Origin of the sequence: Bacteroides difficilis (assembly GCF_048319815.1) — a bacterium.
In the GTDB taxonomy this organism is placed as follows: domain Bacteria; phylum Bacteroidota; class Bacteroidia; order Bacteroidales; family Bacteroidaceae; genus Bacteroides; species Bacteroides zhangwenhongii.
Map to the genome: position 1 here is coordinate 4,995,673 of NZ_CP182814.1, position 17,807 is coordinate 5,013,479.

Here is a 17,807-nt window from a genome sequence, read left to right on the forward strand (position 1 = left end):
TTACAAATTGAATTCAGCGAGATTCCTAAGCGAGGTTATAAACTCTTGCTATGATGTCCCGCAAAACGCATAAAGACTTGGGACAATCCTCCCTCCTGCCCTTGCAACTGAACAAAGTTAAACTCACGTTGCATCGGCATTCCTTTTATTTCAACTACCCTCAGAGTGCCGGCAACAAGTTCCTTATGTACCGAACGGATGGAAACAATTCCCATACAATCCGTATGCTCCAGAAAAAGCTTGATACTTTCCGTACTGCCAAGATACATTAAAACATTCAGAGAAGAGAGCTTCAGATTATACTGCAGCAGAGCACGCTCAAATACATCTAATGTACCGGAACCTCTTTCGCGCAAGACCAAAGGGATATTTGGAAGTTCTTCCGGAAGGATTTCGTCGGCAACCGCCAATTTACTCCGCGTATGAACCACAGCCACGAGTTCATCTTGCAGGAATGCAGTGTACTTCAAATTCGGCAAACGGAAGATACCCTCTACCAATCCCAGGTCAATACGATGTTCCTGCAACGCCACTTCCACCCCACGGGAATTCCCATTTATCAAAGAAAGATTGATTTGTGGAAACTTTGTTATGAAGTTGGCCAATAAAGGAGGAAGGACATATTGCGCAATCGTAGTGCTGGCACCCAGTTTTAATTCTCCGATATATTCGTCATGCAACAAGTGCATCTCGTATTCCAATTGCTTATAATCATCCAGAATCTTTTCACTATGCTTCAGTAACAGCTCTCCGGCCTCAGTCAAGGAGATTTTACTTCCCTGACGATCGAAAAGACGGGTTTGGTAACAAGTCTCCAACTCCTGAATATGCTTGGTGATAGCAGGCTGGCTGACAAACAACTCTTGCGAAGCCTTCGTAAAACTTAGATTCTTCGCTACACTCTGAAAAACTTTTAAACGAAAATCGGACACAGCAACTTAGTATTAGCGATTATAACTCCTCCGCCCTTATTCCCAATGAATGCATCACAGGAAAAGCCAACATATCCCATTTGTAGTTTACCGGTATTTCCGGTTCATTCATACGGAACTGCATAACTTCCTTGCCTTTCAGTCCTTGTAGAACATCAGTCACTTTCTTCCCATATTCCTCGTTGAAAGAAACAACAATCATCCGCTTCACATCCGCCGAATCGGAGACAACGGAAAGCAAATCCATAAACAGGTCTTCTCTCGACACCATGCCCTCCGACGGGACACCGGCAAAAGAGAACTCGCCATACGGACTTTGGAAAGCAACTCCGTTCAGTTCCTTCTGCAAGTCGGAAGGCTGGCAATGTTGCAAGTGTCTCGATTCTTTATCATATACAAAAAGAAATTGCACCTCGTTCTTTCCTTCGTTGATTCCTGCATCCAGAGTCAGATAGGAAGTAAACAACGAAAGGTCTATCTCTTGTAAAGAACGTTGCAATGTCTTCTCAAAATAGTTTTTTATATCCGTTATTACAAAATTCAGAAAAGCGGCATCTATCAGCACTACTGTTTCGGACAGTTTTATTTGGGGTTTATCATTCATATATACCTTAATTATATCATTACAGCGGATAAAGATACTACAATACTTTCATTTATCCACTTGATTATCTTGCAAATTCGTCAGTCTGCACTAAACAAAAAAAGTCATTTTGTCCTTTAACTCCTTAATAATCATGCTATTTTGTCATATTTTTCTACTTGGCAAATCTTTTGCGCCCTTTTAAGTGTTATTAGAAACATGAAATAAGAAAGGAGAACAACAATATGAATTTTAACAATTTTACCATCAAATCTCAAGAAGCGGTGCAGGAGGCCGTGAACCTGGTACAAAGTCGGGGACAACAGGCTATTGAACCTGTCCACATCATGCAGGGAGTGATGAAAGTAGGCGAAAACGTCACTAACTTCATTTTCCAGAAATTGGGTATGAACGGACAACAGGTTGCTCTTGTTGTAGACAGACAAATCGATTCACTTCCGAAAGTATCCGGCGGCGAGCCGTACCTGAGTCGTGAATCCAACGAGGTTTTACAGAAAGCGACACAGTATTCCAAAGAAATGGGTGACGAATTCGTCTCACTGGAACATATCATACTCGCATTGCTGACTGTCAAGAGTACCGTTTCTACCATCCTGAAGGACGCAGGTATGACGGAAAAGGAACTGCGTAACGCCATCAGTGAATTGAGAAAAGGAGAAAAGGTTACGTCGCAATCAAGTGAAGACACCTATCAGTCACTCGAGAAGTATGCCATCAACTTGAATGAGGCTGCCCGTAGCGGTAAGTTGGACCCTGTCATCGGACGTGACGAGGAGATCCGCCGCGTACTTCAGATATTGAGCCGTCGTACTAAAAACAATCCGATTCTGATTGGGGAACCGGGCACCGGTAAGACTGCCATTGTAGAAGGATTGGCGCATCGTATTCTTCGTGGAGACGTGCCCGAAAATCTGAAAAACAAACAGGTGTATTCATTGGATATGGGTGCATTGGTTGCCGGTGCAAAATACAAAGGTGAGTTTGAGGAACGGTTGAAGTCCGTAGTCAATGAGGTGAAGAAATCCGAAGGTGATATCATCTTGTTTATTGACGAGATTCACACGCTGGTAGGCGCCGGAAAAGGGGAAGGTGCAATGGACGCCGCCAATATCCTAAAACCGGCCTTAGCACGTGGCGAATTGCGGTCTATCGGTGCTACGACTCTCGACGAATACCAGAAATATTTCGAGAAGGATAAGGCTTTGGAACGCCGTTTCCAAATCGTGCAGGTGGATGAGCCGGATAACTTGAGCACAATCTCTATCCTGCGTGGACTGAAAGAACGCTACGAGAACCATCATCATGTCCGTATCAAAGATGATGCGATCATTGCAGCCGTAGAACTAAGTAGCCGCTACATCACCGATCGTTTCTTGCCGGACAAAGCTATCGACCTGATGGACGAAGCTGCCGCTAAATTACGCATGGAGGTGGATTCCGTTCCGGAAGAGCTGGATGAGATTTCCCGTAAAATCAAACAATTGGAAATTGAGCGTGAAGCCATCAAACGTGAGAATGACAAGCCTAAGTTGGAAATCATCGGTAAGGAGCTTGCCGAACTGAAAGAGCAGGAAAAGTCTTTCAAGGCAAAATGGCAGAGCGAAAAGACGTTGATGGACAAGATCCAACAGAATAAGGTGGAGATTGAGAATCTGAAGTTTGAGGCTGAAAAGGCGGAACGGGAAGGCGACTACGGAAAAGTTGCGGAAATACGTTACGGTAAACTCCAAGCTTTGGACAAAGAAATAGAAGAGACTCAGCAAAAGCTCCGCGAGATGCAAGGTGATACCGCCATGATTAAAGAGGAAGTAGACGCTGAAGACATTGCAGACGTAGTTTCTCGTTGGACGGGTATTCCGGTCAGCAAAATGATGCAGAGCGAGAAAGACAAACTGTTGCATCTTGAAGAAGAGCTTCACGAACGGGTTATCGGGCAGGATGAAGCGATAGAAGCTGTTGCGGACGCTGTACGTCGTAGCCGCGCCGGACTGCAAGACCCAAAACGCCCGATCGGTTCATTCATCTTTCTCGGAACGACCGGTGTGGGTAAAACAGAGCTTGCAAAGGCATTGGCTGAATTTCTGTTTGATGACGAAACGATGATGACCCGTATCGATATGAGCGAGTATCAGGAAAAGCATAGTGTTTCCCGTTTGGTCGGAGCGCCTCCGGGATATGTAGGATATGATGAAGGCGGTCAACTGACGGAAGCTATCCGACGAAAACCTTATTCTGTCGTTCTGTTCGATGAAATAGAGAAAGCTCATCCGGATGTATTCAACATTCTGTTGCAAGTATTGGATGACGGACGACTGACGGACAACAAAGGAAGGGTGGTCAACTTCAAGAACACTATCATCATCATGACTTCAAATATGGGTAGTTCCTATATACAGAGCCAGATGGAGAAGCTGAATGGTGCAAACAAAGAAGAGGTAGTCGAAGAAACGAAAAAGGAAGTGATGAATATGCTGAAAAAGACCATTCGTCCGGAATTCTTGAATCGTATCGACGAAACAATCATGTTCTTGCCGTTAACAGAAAAGGAAATCAAGCAGATTGTACTCTTACAGATCAAGAGCGTACAGAAGATGTTAGCCGAAAACGGAGTGGAACTTGAGATGACCGAAGCTGCTTTGGACTTCTTATCTAAAGTAGGATATGATCCCGAATTCGGAGCACGTCCGGTAAAGAGGGCTATTCAACGCTACCTATTGAACGACTTGTCCAAAAAACTACTTTCTCAGGAAGTAGACCGAAGCAAAGCAATTATTGTAGACGCTAGCGGTGACGGATTAGTATTCAGGAACTAAAGGTTTCATTAAATTAAAATGAGGATGTGTCATAAATAACCTGCGATAATTTGCGTTCATCGCGGTATGACACATTCTCATTTTTTTATTTCTCTGAATATATTATCCTACGAACTTCCGGTTGACAGTTCGGATGGCTCATCACCAATACATAAGTCCCATATTTAGGAACCGGCATAGAAATTGAGGGCAACTCAAACTTGGACTTCCCCCTCAGCTCTCCCTGTGAATCGTATAAAAACACCATCGTACCAACTAATAAGCCGGTTATGCACAAGATTCCTTTTTGATTGTCCAAACGGACATTTACTTCTTTATTTGTTATTGTCTCCATCTCCCCTAACATCACTTTAAAACTATGGAGGCAAAGATACATAAAAAGAAGTATTATTTACAATATAAAAAGAAGATATTTATTTTAATCAAAGATTACCCAATTAATACTAATATATTTTTGAAATATTCACATTCCAACTAAAAAAGCATGATAACCATCTTTATGTGATTATCATGCTTCCACTTTAATTAAACAATCGGCTCAATTCCTTATTCCGTAACAGTTTCCTCTTTAGCCTCTTCCGGTTTAAATTCCGTGATTCCGTTAGCAACCAAGATATTATACCAGGAAACTAATTTCTTGATATCAGCCACATACACACGTTCACGATCGAAATTCGGCAATACTTCAGCCAAATATTCACGCAATTGTTCAGGAGTTGCTTTCTTTGGATCAATAGAAGCGGCTGCAGATTTTTCTTTTTCCTTGATTGCTTCCAACACTTCATACAAAGGAACTTCCGCATCGTCCGTGTACATTGCTATATCTGCCAAAGAGATAATTTTTTCATTACCATAAGCTGGAAAACGTTTTTTCTCAGCATTGACTGATTCTACAATCAACATATTTTTTCCTTGCGAAATGAGTTTGTACAATCCCGGTTTGCCGGAGATAGACAAGATAGTCTTCAACATAGTATATTCTTTTGTTTATTAATTATTTTTTTGCGGAGCAAAGGTAATGATTATTTTTAGATAGCAAAGAAATAAGCTCTAAAACCTGCGGAATTAAGGGTGTTTCATCGTCATTCACAATCACAAAGTCGGCTTGACTTCTCTTAACCTCATCACTCATTTGAGCCTCGATACGCTTCATTACCAAGTCCCTTGAAGAACCGTCACGTCGCATGGCACGTTCCACCCTTATATCCAATGGTGCATATACCATTACCAAAACATCGACCTCATCTCTAAAACCAGACTCTATAAGAATGGCTGATTCCATGCCGACTAATGGTTTACTACTCAACCGACCGGCCCATTGACGGAAATCATTTTTCACCTGTGGATGAATGATCCCATTCACTTCTTTCGTGCGTTCCGGATATCCAAACATATAGGCAGCCAACAAAGGACGGTTTAATTCCCCATTCTGAAAAACTTCCTCACCAACCAAAGCGCACAGTTCCCGACGAATCACCTCATCCGTATTCGTAATGCGTTTCGCTTCTATATCAGAAATATAAACAGGGATTCCCATTATGCCGAGCAATCTGGAAACCACACTTTTCCCGCTACCGATACCACCGGTTATACCTATTTTAATCGCCATTGGAAGATATTTGTTCTATCAAAAAATCAACTTGTGCCGGAGTAATACGGATTTGATTGATTCCACTTGGAAATGATTTCAACTTAACCGTGTATTTATCCGAACCCAACTTCAGCAACTCTTCATACGAGACATTAATCACGAAGTCACTCGCTTTTATGCTACGAAACCGTTTTAAGCCTACCTGAAAAGTAATCTGAACTTTAGAAGGGAAGGCACGCAACACTTTATCCGCCGGAAAGTTGATTCCATGCAACGGCACTTCTACGGTTTTCTCCGTATAAATATCAACCGGGAATGTCATTTCAACCGAACTCGGAACAAACTTTACTCCTTTCACCGGAGATAAAGAAACCCGTTGACGCGTAGTATCCGAAATATTCTCCAAATTTATCTTTTGCGTATAAGCAGTCGTTATCGTATCCAAAATTCCTTCCGGAGCATATATCAATACTGAATCAGGATTGCAAATCGTATCCGACACATAATATTGAAGTCCGGCAGTCACTTTTCCTTGAAGACGAACAGGTACCAGTTTGGACTTTCCTTCCGAATAGATATAATCTAATGTATCCGGCTTTATAGAAAGAATTTTGGAAGACACATTCAACTGGCTTATTATCTTCTTTTCAAAATCCGAGGCGTAAATCTTCACATGATTATCTTTTCCCTTATAATCAGGAAAACTAAGATTCACCGGAAAAAAACTTTTGCCCAACATATAGTTCAGAAGGACAGTCCCTTTATCTTTCACCCTGACGTGAAGTTCGGAAGGAGGTTCAGAGGTCAACACTACATTATTAGGAACGTCTTTGATACGCACCGGGATAGAGAAATCCGCTTCATAATCATTATTCAATGTTTGAAGTAACCAGAATCCGCTGGCTATCAAAAAGAAAAATAAAAAAATTAAGAACTCTCTGCTCTTATCACTGAGCAGAAAATCCTTAATTCTCTTAGATAGTTTTAAATACGTATATCTTATTTCCCTACGATCAAACATAGGCATGTATTTACCAGCTATTTATTTAGATTGATTGCTAGCTGCAGAAGCGTCAGCAAAGATAGAATTCTTATCTATTTTAATCTTTACGTTAGAAGCAATCTCAAGTACAACATAGTCGTCAGTAATTTCCTTGATTGTTCCGTGTATACCACCGGCAGTAATCACACTCTGATTTACTTGAAGAGATTTACGGAAATTAGCTATTTCTTTTTGTTTCTTATTTTGAGGACGGATCATAAAGAAATACATGATAACAAACATCGCTATCAGCATGATCCACATCATACTTCCACCTCCGGCAGCCCCAACAGGAGCATCTAATAATAAAGTCAATACGTTCATAAATAATCTGTTTTAGTTTCTATAATGTATACAAAGGTATCAGTTTTTGGTCAACTTACCTTCTTTTTTCAATTGATTAACTATTCCATCCAGCGTTCCGTTAATAAAGCTACCGCTTTTAGACGTGCTATACAACTTCGCTATTTCTACATATTCATTTAACGAAACACTGACCGGAATGTTCGGGAAACTTAAAATTTCCGCTAAGGCAGTTTGCATAATGATGATATCCATAAATGCAATACGGTCCAAATCCCAATTCTTCGTATTCTCGCTAATCAAATGGCGATAGTAGTCAGAGTTCAAAATAGTACGACGGAACAGACGGCGCGCAAATTCCTGATCTTCATCATCCTTGAATTCCGGAAGTAATTCCTGATTAGCGCCTTTCTTTTCATCAAAACGTTTAATTGTCTTCAGCACGAATGTATCTACGATTTCCTTATCGTCATTCCAATACAGACTTTGATCCTCCAACACCTGATCTAAAGAATCATTATTAAAAATATATGTTTTATAGAGTTTTCTCCATAATTCCCGGTCTGCTTCATAAGAATCATCATCGGAAGCCATATAATCCTTATAAATATCAGTTTCCACAATTTTTTCATAAAGTTCCTTTACGAAATCCTGATCGTTCGCCCAAGTCCTTTTCTGATTGGCTATGAACTCTGTAAGCTGCTTATTGACCTCCAATTGAGCAACAAACTTGTTGTTCACAAACTTTGTATTGGGATATAACTCCTCTGCCGTAGGTGCCAATTTGGCTTTTGCCGTATCAATACGTTTTTGTGCGTACTCTGTCAATGCTATCATCAGCATTAGCAAATAATTATAAAGGTCATACGCCTTTGAAAGACTAAAGAATAACTCTTTCTCCGCTGAGTCTAGATTTTTACTGCCATTCTGATAATAGGCATATACTATCTGTATAATCTTAAGACGAATAAGAACTCTGTTGATCATAATTCAAATTAATACTGTTGTTATCGAACTGCAAAAGTAGATATTTTTAATGAGTTTCCACAAATAAATCACATTTTTTAATGCAGTATTTCATTCTCTGCGCTTTTTCTTTTGACAGTTTAAAAAAAATATCCAATTTTGAGGCCGATTATAAACGGACCGTAAGATATGGAAGATTTAAAAAAGAAAATGAGCGCAGACATGAATGACAAGGAGATCGTATTCTCCAAGTCCATTAAAGCAGGTAAACGCATCTATTACCTTGACGTAAAAAAGAATCGTAAAGATGAAATGTTCCTGGCTATTACAGAGAGTAAAAAAGTGGTAACGGGAGAAGGTGATGACTCTCAAGTGAGCTTCGAGAAACACAAAATCTTCTTATACCGGGAAGACTTTCAGAAGTTTATGGCAGGGTTGACGGAAGCTATCAGCTTTATCGACCGTAGTGAAATGGGTGACTACAGCGGTCAGCTGGACCAAGAAGCCGATGAAGAGAATGAGCGAAAAGCTACCGAAGAAGCCCAAGAAGAGAAATTAGAGAGTGAAATTAAGATTGATATTGACTTTTAAGGGAGTAACTCTTTGATATTTCAAAAGAAAGATGTACTTTTGCACCGCTTTTTTGCAACATCGTGTGATAATCCACATCGTGTGATGGTGAATTAAGCAAACTAACTTAATTTAGAGTAACACAAATTTTTAAAGAAATGAAATCAATTGAAGTAAAAGGAACTGCAAGAACAATTGCAGAACGCTCTTCAGAACAAGCAAGAGCTTTGAAAGAAATGCGTAAGAACGGTGGTGTACCTTGTGTACTTTACGGAGGTAATGAAGTAGTTCACTTCACAGTGACTAACGAAGGTCTTCGCAACTTGGTTTATACTCCGCACATCTACGTAGTAGACTTGGTGATCGATGGCAAAAAAGTAAACGCTATCTTGAAAGACATCCAGTTCCACCCGGTAAAGGATACTATCTTGCACGTTGACTTCTATCAGATTGATGAAGCTAAACCTATCGTAATGGAAGTTCCTGTACAGTTGGAAGGTCTTGCAGAAGGTGTGAAAGCCGGTGGTAAGTTGGCATTGCAGATGCGTAAGATCAAAGTGAAAGCTTTGTACAATGTAATTCCTGAAAAACTGATCATCAACGTTTCTCACTTAGGATTGGGTAAGACTATCAAAGTTGGTGAATTGAGCTTTGAAGGTCTTGAACTGATCAGTGCTAAAGAAGCCGTTGTATGTGCCGTTAAGTTGACTCGTGCAGCAAGAGGTGCAGCAGCCGCTGCAGGCAAATAATCTGAGATTATCCCTGTAAACAGAGATATACTTCAAACGCAGATTAATGCAGATTAAAGCAGATGTTCAGTCTGCATTAATTTGTATTAATCTGCGTTTCTCTTTCTACATTAACGAACTGTTTTACCGAAAAAACAATGATAAAATATTTAATTGTCGGACTGGGGAATATTGGTCCCGAATATCATGAGACCCGCCACAACATCGGATTTATGACGGTAGATTCATTGGCTAAAACCAACAGTGCGCCTCCTTTTATTGACGGCCGCTACGGATTCACCACTAATTTCACGATCAAAGGTCGCCAACTGATACTGTTGAAACCGTCTACTTTTATGAACCTAAGCGGATTAGCCGTTCGCTATTGGATGCAAAAAGAAAACATTCCACTAGAAAATATATTGATTGTAGTAGACGATCTGGCACTTCCCTTCGGAACGCTACGTTTGAAAGGAAAAGGAAGCGATGCCGGACATAACGGTTTGAAACATATCGCTGCAACATTAGGGACTCAGAACTATGCCCGCTTGCGTTTTGGTATCGGAAATGATTTTCCTCGTGGCGGACAAATAGATTACGTACTCGGACACTTCACTGATGAAGACTGGAAAACAATGAATGAAAGATTGGAAACAGCTGGAGAAATCATCAAGAGTTTTTGTCTTGCCGGAATTGATATCACAATGAACCAGTTTAATAAGAAATAAAATGGCGGAAGCAAGAATAGATAAATGGATGTGGGCTGTCCGCATCTTCAAGACACGCACAATTGCAGCGGAAGCTTGTAAGAAAGGACGTGTCACCATCAATGGCGCATTGGTGAAAGCTGCCCGTATGGTAAAACCGGGAGATGTCATACAGGTAAAAAAGCCACCTATCACCTATTCATTCAAGGTACTGCAGGCTATCGAAAAGCGCATAGGTGCAAAGTTAGTACCGGAGATGATGGAAAACGTCACTACTCCCGATCAATACGAATTGTTAGAAATGAGCAAAATCAGCGGATTCATAGACCGTGCACGCGGAACCGGACGCCCAACTAAAAAAGACCGCCGCGAGCTGGAAGAATTTACAACTCCGGAGTTTATGGACGATTTCGACTTCGATTTTGACTTTGAAGAATAGTTCACCACAGAGGACACGGAGGAAATAGGGGAAAGAGTCTTTTAGGCACTGTCCATGATTATACTCTTAATACAATTACAGGATACCATAGGTATGCTTCGATATACAACCTCTGTGTCCTCTGTGGTGAACCGTGGACTCTAGATTATCATTTACAAATTTGCCTTAACTGCATCAATCATTTCCTGATATTCCGCGTCAGTCAGATAAACCCTTCCCGGATTCATTTGGAATGTACCTCCATAATCTGGTCCATCCACATATTTAGGCGCTAAATGAAAATGCAAATGAGACAACTTATCTGAGTATGCACCATAATTTATCTTTTCCGGCTGGAAAGCTTTTTGCATGGCACGGGTAACACGTGCAACGTCTGACATAAAAGCATTACGGTCTTCATCACTCAACTCGTTCAAATCGTTCACATGATCCTTGTAAGCAACAAGGCAACGCCCGCGATAGGTTTGCTCCTTAAACAGGAATACACGTGACACACTCAACTGCGCAATCTCAATCATCAGATTATGCAGCGTTTCATTATTCTGGCAATACAGACATTCTTTCGGATCGCTCTTCATGACATTATTATTTTTAAGTTTTTATCGTTTACAAAAATAGGCATAACATTCCTATCCGACTTGTACTTTTTCGTTTTTTTGATTGACTAATTGGTATACATCCTCTTTTTCACCTACCACCCAGACCACATCACCCTCTTCAAGCGGCACATTCACATCCGGAATCATCAATGTTCCATCCTCACTTTCAACACCTGCTATCATACAATGATATTTATCCCGAATGCCCGATTCACGAATGGTCTTACCTAAAAACATGGAATCACTATCAACAATTAATTGTTTTAGAGTCATCTCACTCTTTTCATACACATCCCAATCCACCTTTGTCCCATTTTGCATGGCTTCATTAAACACATTCAATTGTTCATCCGTCCCTATCACCTGTATTTTATCCATTGGAAACAGACGGACAGAACCACCCGGAATATTAATCCGTCTCTTTCCGCGAAGAATGGAAGCAACATGAACTCCGAACTTCTTTCCTAAATTCAGTTCCATCAATGTCTTTCCTGCCCAAGCAGACTCACCAGGAATCTCCATATCGGCAAGATGGAGATCATGCGATAACAAGCGTCCGGCATATTCCGGTTTTTTCTCCCCCAGATATTCCGCACGCACATCACGGGAACGAAGATTCTGGAAGAAACGACGTTCAATCGAGATAGACTGCTTTTTCAAGCGGCGCGACCATACCATTAGCAACACTACCAGCACTGCAACTCCGATAACCAGGCCGATAGACGCCTTGAATAATCCGGAAATCACAAAGATAACAAAAAGTGCCGCTATCATAATGCGAATCACAATGGTCGATACCAGCGGAGCGCGATTTGCACGATTGGCGTGCCACAAAGTCATAAACTCCACCGAATGGTTTTTCTTCACCATAATAGCCCGCAGAAATGGAGCAATACAGAGAATGATAAACACGGCTCCAAGTAAAGAAGCTCCCAAATGAGGCAGGTTCTCTTTAAAGAAAGGTATGACAAAACGGAAAGAAAGTGCAATGATCGATATACTGACAATAGAATAAACGACAGTAATACGTACCATTGCCAATATCAACTTCTTCCATAAGTTCTCATGATTGAGCGCAGTCTGCGATCCGGAAGAGTAGCGCATCAGGAATTTCCTCCATGAAACGGGAAGATGAGCATCTACGAAAGTAGAAGCCGGTTCGGCAAGACGAATCATATAAGGAGTCAGAAAAGTAGTGATGACGGAAACAGCCACCACAATCGGATAGAGAAAATCACTTGTCACGTGCAGCGAGACTCCCAAAGATGCGATAATAAATGCAAATTCACCAATCTGCGTCAGACTAAAGCCGCATTGCATAGCCGTCTTCAATGGTTTGCCGGAAAGTATTACTCCAAATGTTCCGAATACGGACTGCCCCAAAATAACCGCCAAAGTAATGACAAGAATAGGTATGGCATATTCTACAATCATCGCCGGATCCACCATCATTCCTACCGATACGAAAAAGATGGCTCCGAAAAGATCTTTAACAGGTTTCACTAATCGGTCGATAGATTCCGCTTCAATTGTTTCCGCCAAAATAGATCCCATAATAAACGCACCGAAAGCAGCAGAGAAACCCGTATTGGCCGCCATAACCACCATACCGAAACATAGTGCCAGCGACACAATAAGCAAAGTCTCCTCTCCCATCAGTTTACGGCAACGTTTCAAGAATTCCGGTACTAGATAGATACCGACCACAAACCAGAGAATTAGGAAAAACAATAGTTTACCGATACTTTCCAACATTTCCGTACCTTCAAAATTATGGCTTACAGCCATTGTGGAAAGCATGACCATCAACACAATTGCCAAAATATCTTCCAAAATCAAGATACTCAAGACCAAGCCGGTAAACTGTTTTTTCCGTAACCCCAGATCATCAAAAGCCTTATAAATAATCGTAGTAGAGGACATTGCAATCATACCACCCAAAAACAGGCTATCCATCCTATGCCAGCCGAAGCCCATACCAACACCTATACCCAACAGGATCATGCAGAAAATAATAGTACAAGCGGCAATAATAGCAGAGCCACCCACTTTCACTATCTTCTTAAAACTAAATTCCAGTCCGAGAGCAAACAACAAGAAGATAACACCTATATCCGCCCATGTCTTAATATTCGCAGTATCCATTACGGAAGGCGTATAAGGCATATGCGGACTTGCCAAAAAGCCGGCAACCACATATCCTAAAACCAAAGGTTGCTTCAACTTCTTAAATAATAAAGTCATGATGCCTGCACAGATCAATATCAGTGCGAGATCGGCTATAAGAGTAGGTAACTGAGACATTATTTCATCATATTTGCTGACAAAATTATAATAAATCTATGGAATGAGCAACGTTTATCCATATAAGAAACGCAGATTAACGCAAATTCACGCAGAAGTTTAATTTCAAATCTTATTCTGCGCAAATTTGCGTTAATCTGCGTTTCTATAAATATTCAATTATTTCCTGAACGGAGGTTTTACCACGACCGCTTTCAATTTACGCCCACGCATATCGATACAGATTTCCGTACCTGCCTTGCCGTATTCCGGTTTCACATACCCCATGCCGATACCGATTTTGCGGGTAGGCGACATAGTGCCCGAAGTAACGATCCCAATCTTCTCCCCATCCGAATTTACAAGTTCATACCCATGACGGGGAATTCCACGATCAACCATTTCAAAGCCAACCAATTTACGGGTTACTCCTTCTGCTTTCTGCTTCTCCAGCATCGGACGATTGATAAACTCTTTACCTTCTATAAACTTAGTTATCCATCCAAGTCCGGCTTCTATCGGTGAAGTAGTATCATCCAAATCATTTCCATACAGACAGAATCCCATCTCCAACCGAAGTGTATCGCGAGCTCCTAAACCGATAGGTTTGATATCAAACTCCTCACCGGCTTCAAAGACCGCTTTCCAAATGGTATCAGCCACATTCGGATAGAAATATAGTTCAAAACCTCCTGCACCCGTATAGCCGGTATTAGAAATTATCACGTTCTCTTCACCTGCAAACTTTCCGACTTTAAAAGTATAATAAGGAATTGATGACAGATCAATATCAGTCAATTTTTGCAAAGCAAGAATCGCTTTCGGTCCCTGCACAGCAAGTTGCGCCATGTGATCCGAAGCGTTCTCCAATTCCGCTCCTTCCGTATTATGAGAAATGCACCAGTCCCAGTCCTTTTCAATATTAGCGGCATTGACTACCAACATATATTTTTCCGGTTCATACTGATATACCAGCAAGTCATCTACAATTCCTCCTTTATCATTCGGGAAACAAGTATATTGAATCTTTCCCGGAGTCAGTACCGCCACATTATTGGAAGTCACCTTCTGAAGAAAAGCCAATGCTTTCGGACCTTTCACCCAGAATTCTCCCATGTGGGATACATCAAACACCCCGACACCCTGACAGACCGTCAGATGTTCGTCAATGATACCGGAGTATTCAATAGGCATATTATAACCTGCAAACTCGTGCATTTTAGCGCCAAGCGCTATATGTTTCTCTGTAAACGGAGTGGTTTTCATATTCTTTTAAGTATTAAGTTTTAAGTATCAGTTATTTGGAAGCTACGAGCTCGGCAATTTTTACAATTACTTTCATTGCTTTCTCCATATTCTGGATAGGCACAAATTCATAACGTCCGTGAAAATTCAGCCCACCGGCAAAGATATTCGGGCAAGGCAAGCCTTTAAAAGAAAGTTGTGCACCATCCGTACCTCCACGAATCGGCTTCACATTCGGTTTCACACCAACAGCTTCCATTGCAGCAAAAGCGGTGTCGATAATATGCATCACCGGCTCTATCTTCTCACGCATATTATAATATTGGTCGCGCAATTCGAGAGTTACCGTACCCGCACCATATTCGGCATTCATTTGAGCGACCAGACGTTCCATTTCTTTCTTGCGGTTTTCGAACTTAGTACGGTCATGATCGCGAATGATATAAGAAACTGAGCTTTGCTCCACTTCACCCTGAATGCCAATCAGATGATAAAATCCTTCATATCCCGTAGTATGCTCCGGCCTTTCCTGTGCCGGCAGCAGAGTAATAAACCGATTGGCCAAATAAATGGAATTAATCATCTTATCCTTAGCATATCCCGGATGTACATTACGCCCTTTAAAAGTAACTTTAGCGGCAGCAGCATTGAAGTTCTCGAACTCCAACTCTCCCACTTCACCGCCATCCATTGTATATCCCCACTCACAACCGAACTTTTCTACATCGAATTTATGAGCGCCTTCACCGATTTCTTCGTCCGGATTGAAACCGATACGGATTTTTCCGTGTTTGATTTCAGGGTGTTCTTTCAGATAGGCCATTGCAGAAACAATCTCTGCAATACCGGCCTTATCATCAGCACCGAGCAAAGTTTTTCCGTTGGTTACAATCAAATCTTCTCCTTTATGATCCAACAATTCAGGGAATTGCGACGGAGAAAGAACCACATTTTCTTCAGTACAAAGTACAATATCCGAACCGTCATACTTTTCTACAATACGCGGAGTAACATCCTTACCCGTCATATCCGGACTTGTATCCATGTGAGCAATAAACCCGATAGTCGGCACCTTTTTATCTATATTGGCAGGGAGCGTGGCGAAAAGATAACCATGCTCATCCAAAGTTATATCTTCCAACCCCAAAGATTCCAACTCTTTTTTCAAGTATTCTGCAAAAACCATCTGCTTCGGAGTACTTGGAGTAAGCCCTGTCGATTCATCAGATTGTGTATCGAAGCTTACATACTTTAAAAATCTGTCTACTAAAGTCATATCGTTTTAATTACAAGTTACTAATTACAATTTACAAATTGATAGTTTATAGTGCCGTAAAGGTAAAAAAAGAGCCGTGAATTACAAAGCAATTCACGGCTCTTTTTTATTGTATAATTTTATCCGGATACTTAACTGACCTATCTGACCACTTTAAAAATGGCTGCTGCCATCAAAGCAATGTGTACAAACCTTGCATTTGGGCAGACCGATAGCTTCTATTAATGTTTCCACTGTATTGAACTTCAAAGAAGAAAGCCCGAAACGTTCGGCTATAATACCAACCATCTTCTCATATTCGAGAGACCCGGTAGTAGCATATTTATCCAAATTCTTATTTTCATCACCTTCCAATTCCTTAATAATACGGCGGGTAATCAGTTCCAACGCATTTTTGGAAGCGGAAAAACCTACAAACGGACAAGCATAAATCAATGGAGGGCAGGCAATACGCATATGTACCTCTTTTGCTCCATAATCATATAGTATCTTCACATTATCACGCAACTGCGTGCCACGAACGATAGAATCATCACAAAACAACAAACGTTTACCTTCAAGCATTGCACGGTTCGGAATCAATTTCATCTTCGCCACTAACGCACGCATCTCCTGATTACTAGGAGTAAAACTACGAGGCCAGGTCGGTGTATATTTTGAAATCGCACGGTGATAAGGAACACCCTTGCCTTCTGCATATCCCAAAGCCATACCCACTCCCGAATCAGGAATACCACAAGCACAGTCCACTTCCGATTGATCTGTCTGTCCCATCTTCAATCCACAAGTGAAGCGCACCTCTTCTACATTCCGTCCTTCATAACAAGAAGTAGGAAAGCCATAGTACACCCACAAGAACGAACAAATCTGCATATCCTCATTCGGTTCACGAAGTTGTTCGATATGATCGTCATACATACGGACGATTTCACCGGGACCTAAGTATTTCTCTATCTCATAATCCAAATTCGGAAAACTGGATGATTCGCTTGTCGCAGCGTATGCTCCTTCTTTTTTTCCTATTACGATAGGAGTACGCCCCCACTGGTCACGAGCAGCGATGATACTTCCGTCCTCCGTCAAGATAAGCATTGAACAAGAACCTTTGATGTGCTTGAACACATTCTCAATACCTTCCACAAAGTTTCTACCTTGTATCAGAAGTAATGCGATAAGTTCTGTCTGATTGGTATTGCTCGAACTAAGTTCGGCGAAGTGCATATTTTGATTGAGAAGTTCATCTTCCAGTTGCTGAATATTGACAACCTTTGCAACGGTAATAATGGCGAAGCGGCCGAGGTGAGAGTTAATAATAATAGGTTGAGCGTCTGTGTCACTAATAATGCCGATACCGGCGTTTCCTTTAAACTTGTCCAATTCTCCTTCGAACTTTGTTCGAAAATAGGTACTTTCCAAATTATGGATGGAGCGTATAAACCCTTTTTCCTTACTGTATGTTGCGAGTCCTCCCCGCTTTGTACCCAGATGTGAGTTATAATCTGTGCCGTAGAATAAATCAGTCACGCAACTAGCTTTCGAGACTGTTCCGAAAAAACCTCCCATGTTATTCTCTTTATTGATGTTTTTAAAAAGATGTGCAAAAGTACAAAAAAGAATCCGTCTGATAAAATAAAGAGCCCCGCAAAGTTTTGTTTTCTTTGCGGGGCAACAACTAATATTTATTAAAAGCGGGGAATCCGAGAACAATC

General features: G+C 41.2%; 18 protein-coding genes. 5 read left to right on the forward strand and 13 right to left on the reverse strand.

From position 1 onward, the window contains the following. Positions 1–35 precede the first annotated feature (35 nt). Positions 36–932, reverse strand: a complete 897-nt coding sequence (locus ACNOGP_RS19730; protein ID WP_143866754.1) for a LysR substrate-binding domain-containing protein — start codon at positions 930–932, stop codon at positions 36–38. A gap of 19 nt (positions 933–951) precedes the next feature. After that, on the reverse strand, positions 952–1,536 hold the full coding sequence (locus ACNOGP_RS19735; protein WP_418213529.1) for a DUF6621 family protein: 585 nt from the start codon (positions 1,534–1,536) through the stop codon (positions 952–954). Between the two features lie 224 nt (positions 1,537–1,760). Here ACNOGP_RS19735 and clpB point away from each other — a divergent pair, with 224 nt between their 5' ends. After that, positions 1,761–4,349 carry an ATP-dependent chaperone ClpB gene (clpB, locus tag ACNOGP_RS19740; RefSeq protein WP_055278177.1) on the forward strand — a complete coding sequence of 863 codons (2,589 nt, stop codon included), beginning with the start codon at positions 1,761–1,763 and terminating at the stop codon, positions 4,347–4,349. A gap of 85 nt (positions 4,350–4,434) precedes the next feature. Here clpB and ACNOGP_RS19745 read toward each other — a convergent pair whose 3' ends face one another. From ACNOGP_RS19745 to nusB, 6 genes are all read right to left on the reverse strand, one after another. Continuing rightward, positions 4,435–4,695, reverse strand: a complete 261-nt coding sequence (locus tag ACNOGP_RS19745) for a hypothetical protein (RefSeq protein WP_017142364.1) — start codon at positions 4,693–4,695, stop codon at positions 4,435–4,437. Positions 4,696–4,895: 200 nt separating this feature from the next. Further along, on the reverse strand, positions 4,896–5,321 hold the full coding sequence (locus tag ACNOGP_RS19750; protein ID WP_007756075.1) for a DUF5606 domain-containing protein: 426 nt from the start codon (positions 5,319–5,321) through the stop codon (positions 4,896–4,898). Between the two features lie 22 nt (positions 5,322–5,343). After that, positions 5,344–5,958: a dephospho-CoA kinase gene (gene coaE, locus ACNOGP_RS19755; RefSeq protein WP_418213530.1), complete on the reverse strand. Its 615-nt coding sequence runs from the start codon at positions 5,956–5,958 to the stop codon at positions 5,344–5,346. Then, the gene (locus ACNOGP_RS19760; protein ID WP_029425769.1) at positions 5,948–6,961 is read right to left on the reverse strand and encodes a CdaR family protein; all 1,014 of its coding nucleotides are present in this window, start codon (positions 6,959–6,961) and stop codon (positions 5,948–5,950) included. Before ACNOGP_RS19760 ends, coaE begins: the two co-directional genes overlap by 11 nt. A gap of 21 nt (positions 6,962–6,982) precedes the next feature. Then, complete coding sequence (gene yajC, locus ACNOGP_RS19765; RefSeq protein WP_143866748.1) at positions 6,983–7,306, reverse strand: preprotein translocase subunit YajC; 324 nt, start codon at positions 7,304–7,306, stop codon at positions 6,983–6,985. A 39-nt stretch (positions 7,307–7,345) separates the two neighbouring features. Beyond that, on the reverse strand, positions 7,346–8,272 hold the full coding sequence (gene nusB / locus ACNOGP_RS19770) for a transcription antitermination factor NusB (protein ID WP_007758751.1): 927 nt from the start codon (positions 8,270–8,272) through the stop codon (positions 7,346–7,348). Positions 8,273–8,440: 168 nt separating this feature from the next. On the opposite strand from nusB, the gene ACNOGP_RS19775 reads away from it, so the two are divergent. From ACNOGP_RS19775 to ACNOGP_RS19790, 4 genes are all read left to right on the forward strand, one after another. Further along, a complete protein-coding gene (locus ACNOGP_RS19775; protein ID WP_007756088.1) occupies positions 8,441–8,842 on the forward strand; it encodes a PUR family DNA/RNA-binding protein in 402 nt (133 codons plus the stop codon). A gap of 137 nt (positions 8,843–8,979) precedes the next feature. Then, positions 8,980–9,570, forward strand: a complete 591-nt coding sequence (locus ACNOGP_RS19780) for a 50S ribosomal protein L25/general stress protein Ctc (RefSeq protein ID WP_007756089.1) — start codon at positions 8,980–8,982, stop codon at positions 9,568–9,570. A 140-nt stretch (positions 9,571–9,710) separates the two neighbouring features. Beyond that, positions 9,711–10,277: an aminoacyl-tRNA hydrolase gene (gene pth, locus ACNOGP_RS19785; RefSeq protein ID WP_195475414.1), complete on the forward strand. Its 567-nt coding sequence runs from the start codon at positions 9,711–9,713 to the stop codon at positions 10,275–10,277. Position 10,278: 1 nt separating this feature from the next. Beyond that, a complete protein-coding gene (locus ACNOGP_RS19790) occupies positions 10,279–10,695 on the forward strand; it encodes an RNA-binding S4 domain-containing protein (protein ID WP_007756093.1) in 417 nt (138 codons plus the stop codon). A 152-nt stretch (positions 10,696–10,847) separates the two neighbouring features. Here ACNOGP_RS19790 and ACNOGP_RS19795 read toward each other — a convergent pair whose 3' ends face one another. From ACNOGP_RS19795 to ACNOGP_RS19815, 5 genes are all read right to left on the reverse strand, one after another. After that, positions 10,848–11,273 (reverse strand): HIT family protein, encoded by a 426-nt coding sequence (locus ACNOGP_RS19795; RefSeq protein ID WP_186966982.1) that lies wholly within the window; start codon positions 11,271–11,273, stop codon positions 10,848–10,850. Between the two features lie 51 nt (positions 11,274–11,324). Beyond that, the gene (locus tag ACNOGP_RS19800) at positions 11,325–13,598 is read right to left on the reverse strand and encodes a cation:proton antiporter (RefSeq protein WP_007756107.1); all 2,274 of its coding nucleotides are present in this window, start codon (positions 13,596–13,598) and stop codon (positions 11,325–11,327) included. 159 nt (positions 13,599–13,757) lie between these two features. Continuing rightward, positions 13,758–14,843: a glycine cleavage system aminomethyltransferase GcvT gene (gcvT, locus tag ACNOGP_RS19805; protein ID WP_418213531.1), complete on the reverse strand. Its 1,086-nt coding sequence runs from the start codon at positions 14,841–14,843 to the stop codon at positions 13,758–13,760. Positions 14,844–14,874: 31 nt separating this feature from the next. Further along, positions 14,875–16,098 carry a peptidase T gene (gene pepT, locus ACNOGP_RS19810; protein ID WP_143866741.1) on the reverse strand — a complete coding sequence of 408 codons (1,224 nt, stop codon included), beginning with the start codon at positions 16,096–16,098 and terminating at the stop codon, positions 14,875–14,877. A 153-nt stretch (positions 16,099–16,251) separates the two neighbouring features. Further along, on the reverse strand, positions 16,252–17,661 hold the full coding sequence (locus tag ACNOGP_RS19815) for an amidophosphoribosyltransferase (RefSeq protein WP_418213532.1): 1,410 nt from the start codon (positions 17,659–17,661) through the stop codon (positions 16,252–16,254). Positions 17,662–17,807: the final 146 nt, after the last annotated feature.

Bases quoted from the DNA above. Each gene is read 5' to 3' on its own strand.
- gcvT (WP_418213531.1), bottom strand. From the start codon at position 14,843: ATGAAAACCACTCCGTTTACAGAGAAACATATAGCGCTTGGCGCTAAA.
- ACNOGP_RS19750 (WP_007756075.1), bottom strand. From the start codon at position 5,321: ATGTTGAAGACTATCTTGTCTATCTCCGGCAAACCGGGATTGTACAAA.
- coaE (WP_418213530.1), bottom strand. From the start codon at position 5,958: ATGGCGATTAAAATAGGTATAACCGGTGGTATCGGTAGCGGGAAAAGT.
- ACNOGP_RS19780 (WP_007756089.1), top strand. From the start codon at position 8,980: ATGAAATCAATTGAAGTAAAAGGAACTGCAAGAACAATTGCAGAACGC.
- ACNOGP_RS19815 (WP_418213532.1), bottom strand. From the start codon at position 17,661: ATGGGAGGTTTTTTCGGAACAGTCTCGAAAGCTAGTTGCGTGACTGAT.
- ACNOGP_RS19800 (WP_007756107.1), bottom strand. From the start codon at position 13,598: ATGTCTCAGTTACCTACTCTTATAGCCGATCTCGCACTGATATTGATC.
- ACNOGP_RS19775 (WP_007756088.1), top strand. From the start codon at position 8,441: ATGGAAGATTTAAAAAAGAAAATGAGCGCAGACATGAATGACAAGGAG.
- nusB (WP_007758751.1), bottom strand. From the start codon at position 8,272: ATGATCAACAGAGTTCTTATTCGTCTTAAGATTATACAGATAGTATAT.
- ACNOGP_RS19735 (WP_418213529.1), bottom strand. From the start codon at position 1,536: ATGAATGATAAACCCCAAATAAAACTGTCCGAAACAGTAGTGCTGATA.
- ACNOGP_RS19790 (WP_007756093.1), top strand. From the start codon at position 10,279: ATGGCGGAAGCAAGAATAGATAAATGGATGTGGGCTGTCCGCATCTTC.
- clpB (WP_055278177.1), top strand. From the start codon at position 1,761: ATGAATTTTAACAATTTTACCATCAAATCTCAAGAAGCGGTGCAGGAG.
- ACNOGP_RS19760 (WP_029425769.1), bottom strand. From the start codon at position 6,961: ATGTTTGATCGTAGGGAAATAAGATATACGTATTTAAAACTATCTAAG.
- ACNOGP_RS19795 (WP_186966982.1), bottom strand. From the start codon at position 11,273: ATGAAGAGCGATCCGAAAGAATGTCTGTATTGCCAGAATAATGAAACG.
- ACNOGP_RS19745 (WP_017142364.1), bottom strand. From the start codon at position 4,695: ATGTTAGGGGAGATGGAGACAATAACAAATAAAGAAGTAAATGTCCGT.
- yajC (WP_143866748.1), bottom strand. From the start codon at position 7,306: ATGAACGTATTGACTTTATTATTAGATGCTCCTGTTGGGGCTGCCGGA.
- pepT (WP_143866741.1), bottom strand. From the start codon at position 16,098: ATGACTTTAGTAGACAGATTTTTAAAGTATGTAAGCTTCGATACACAA.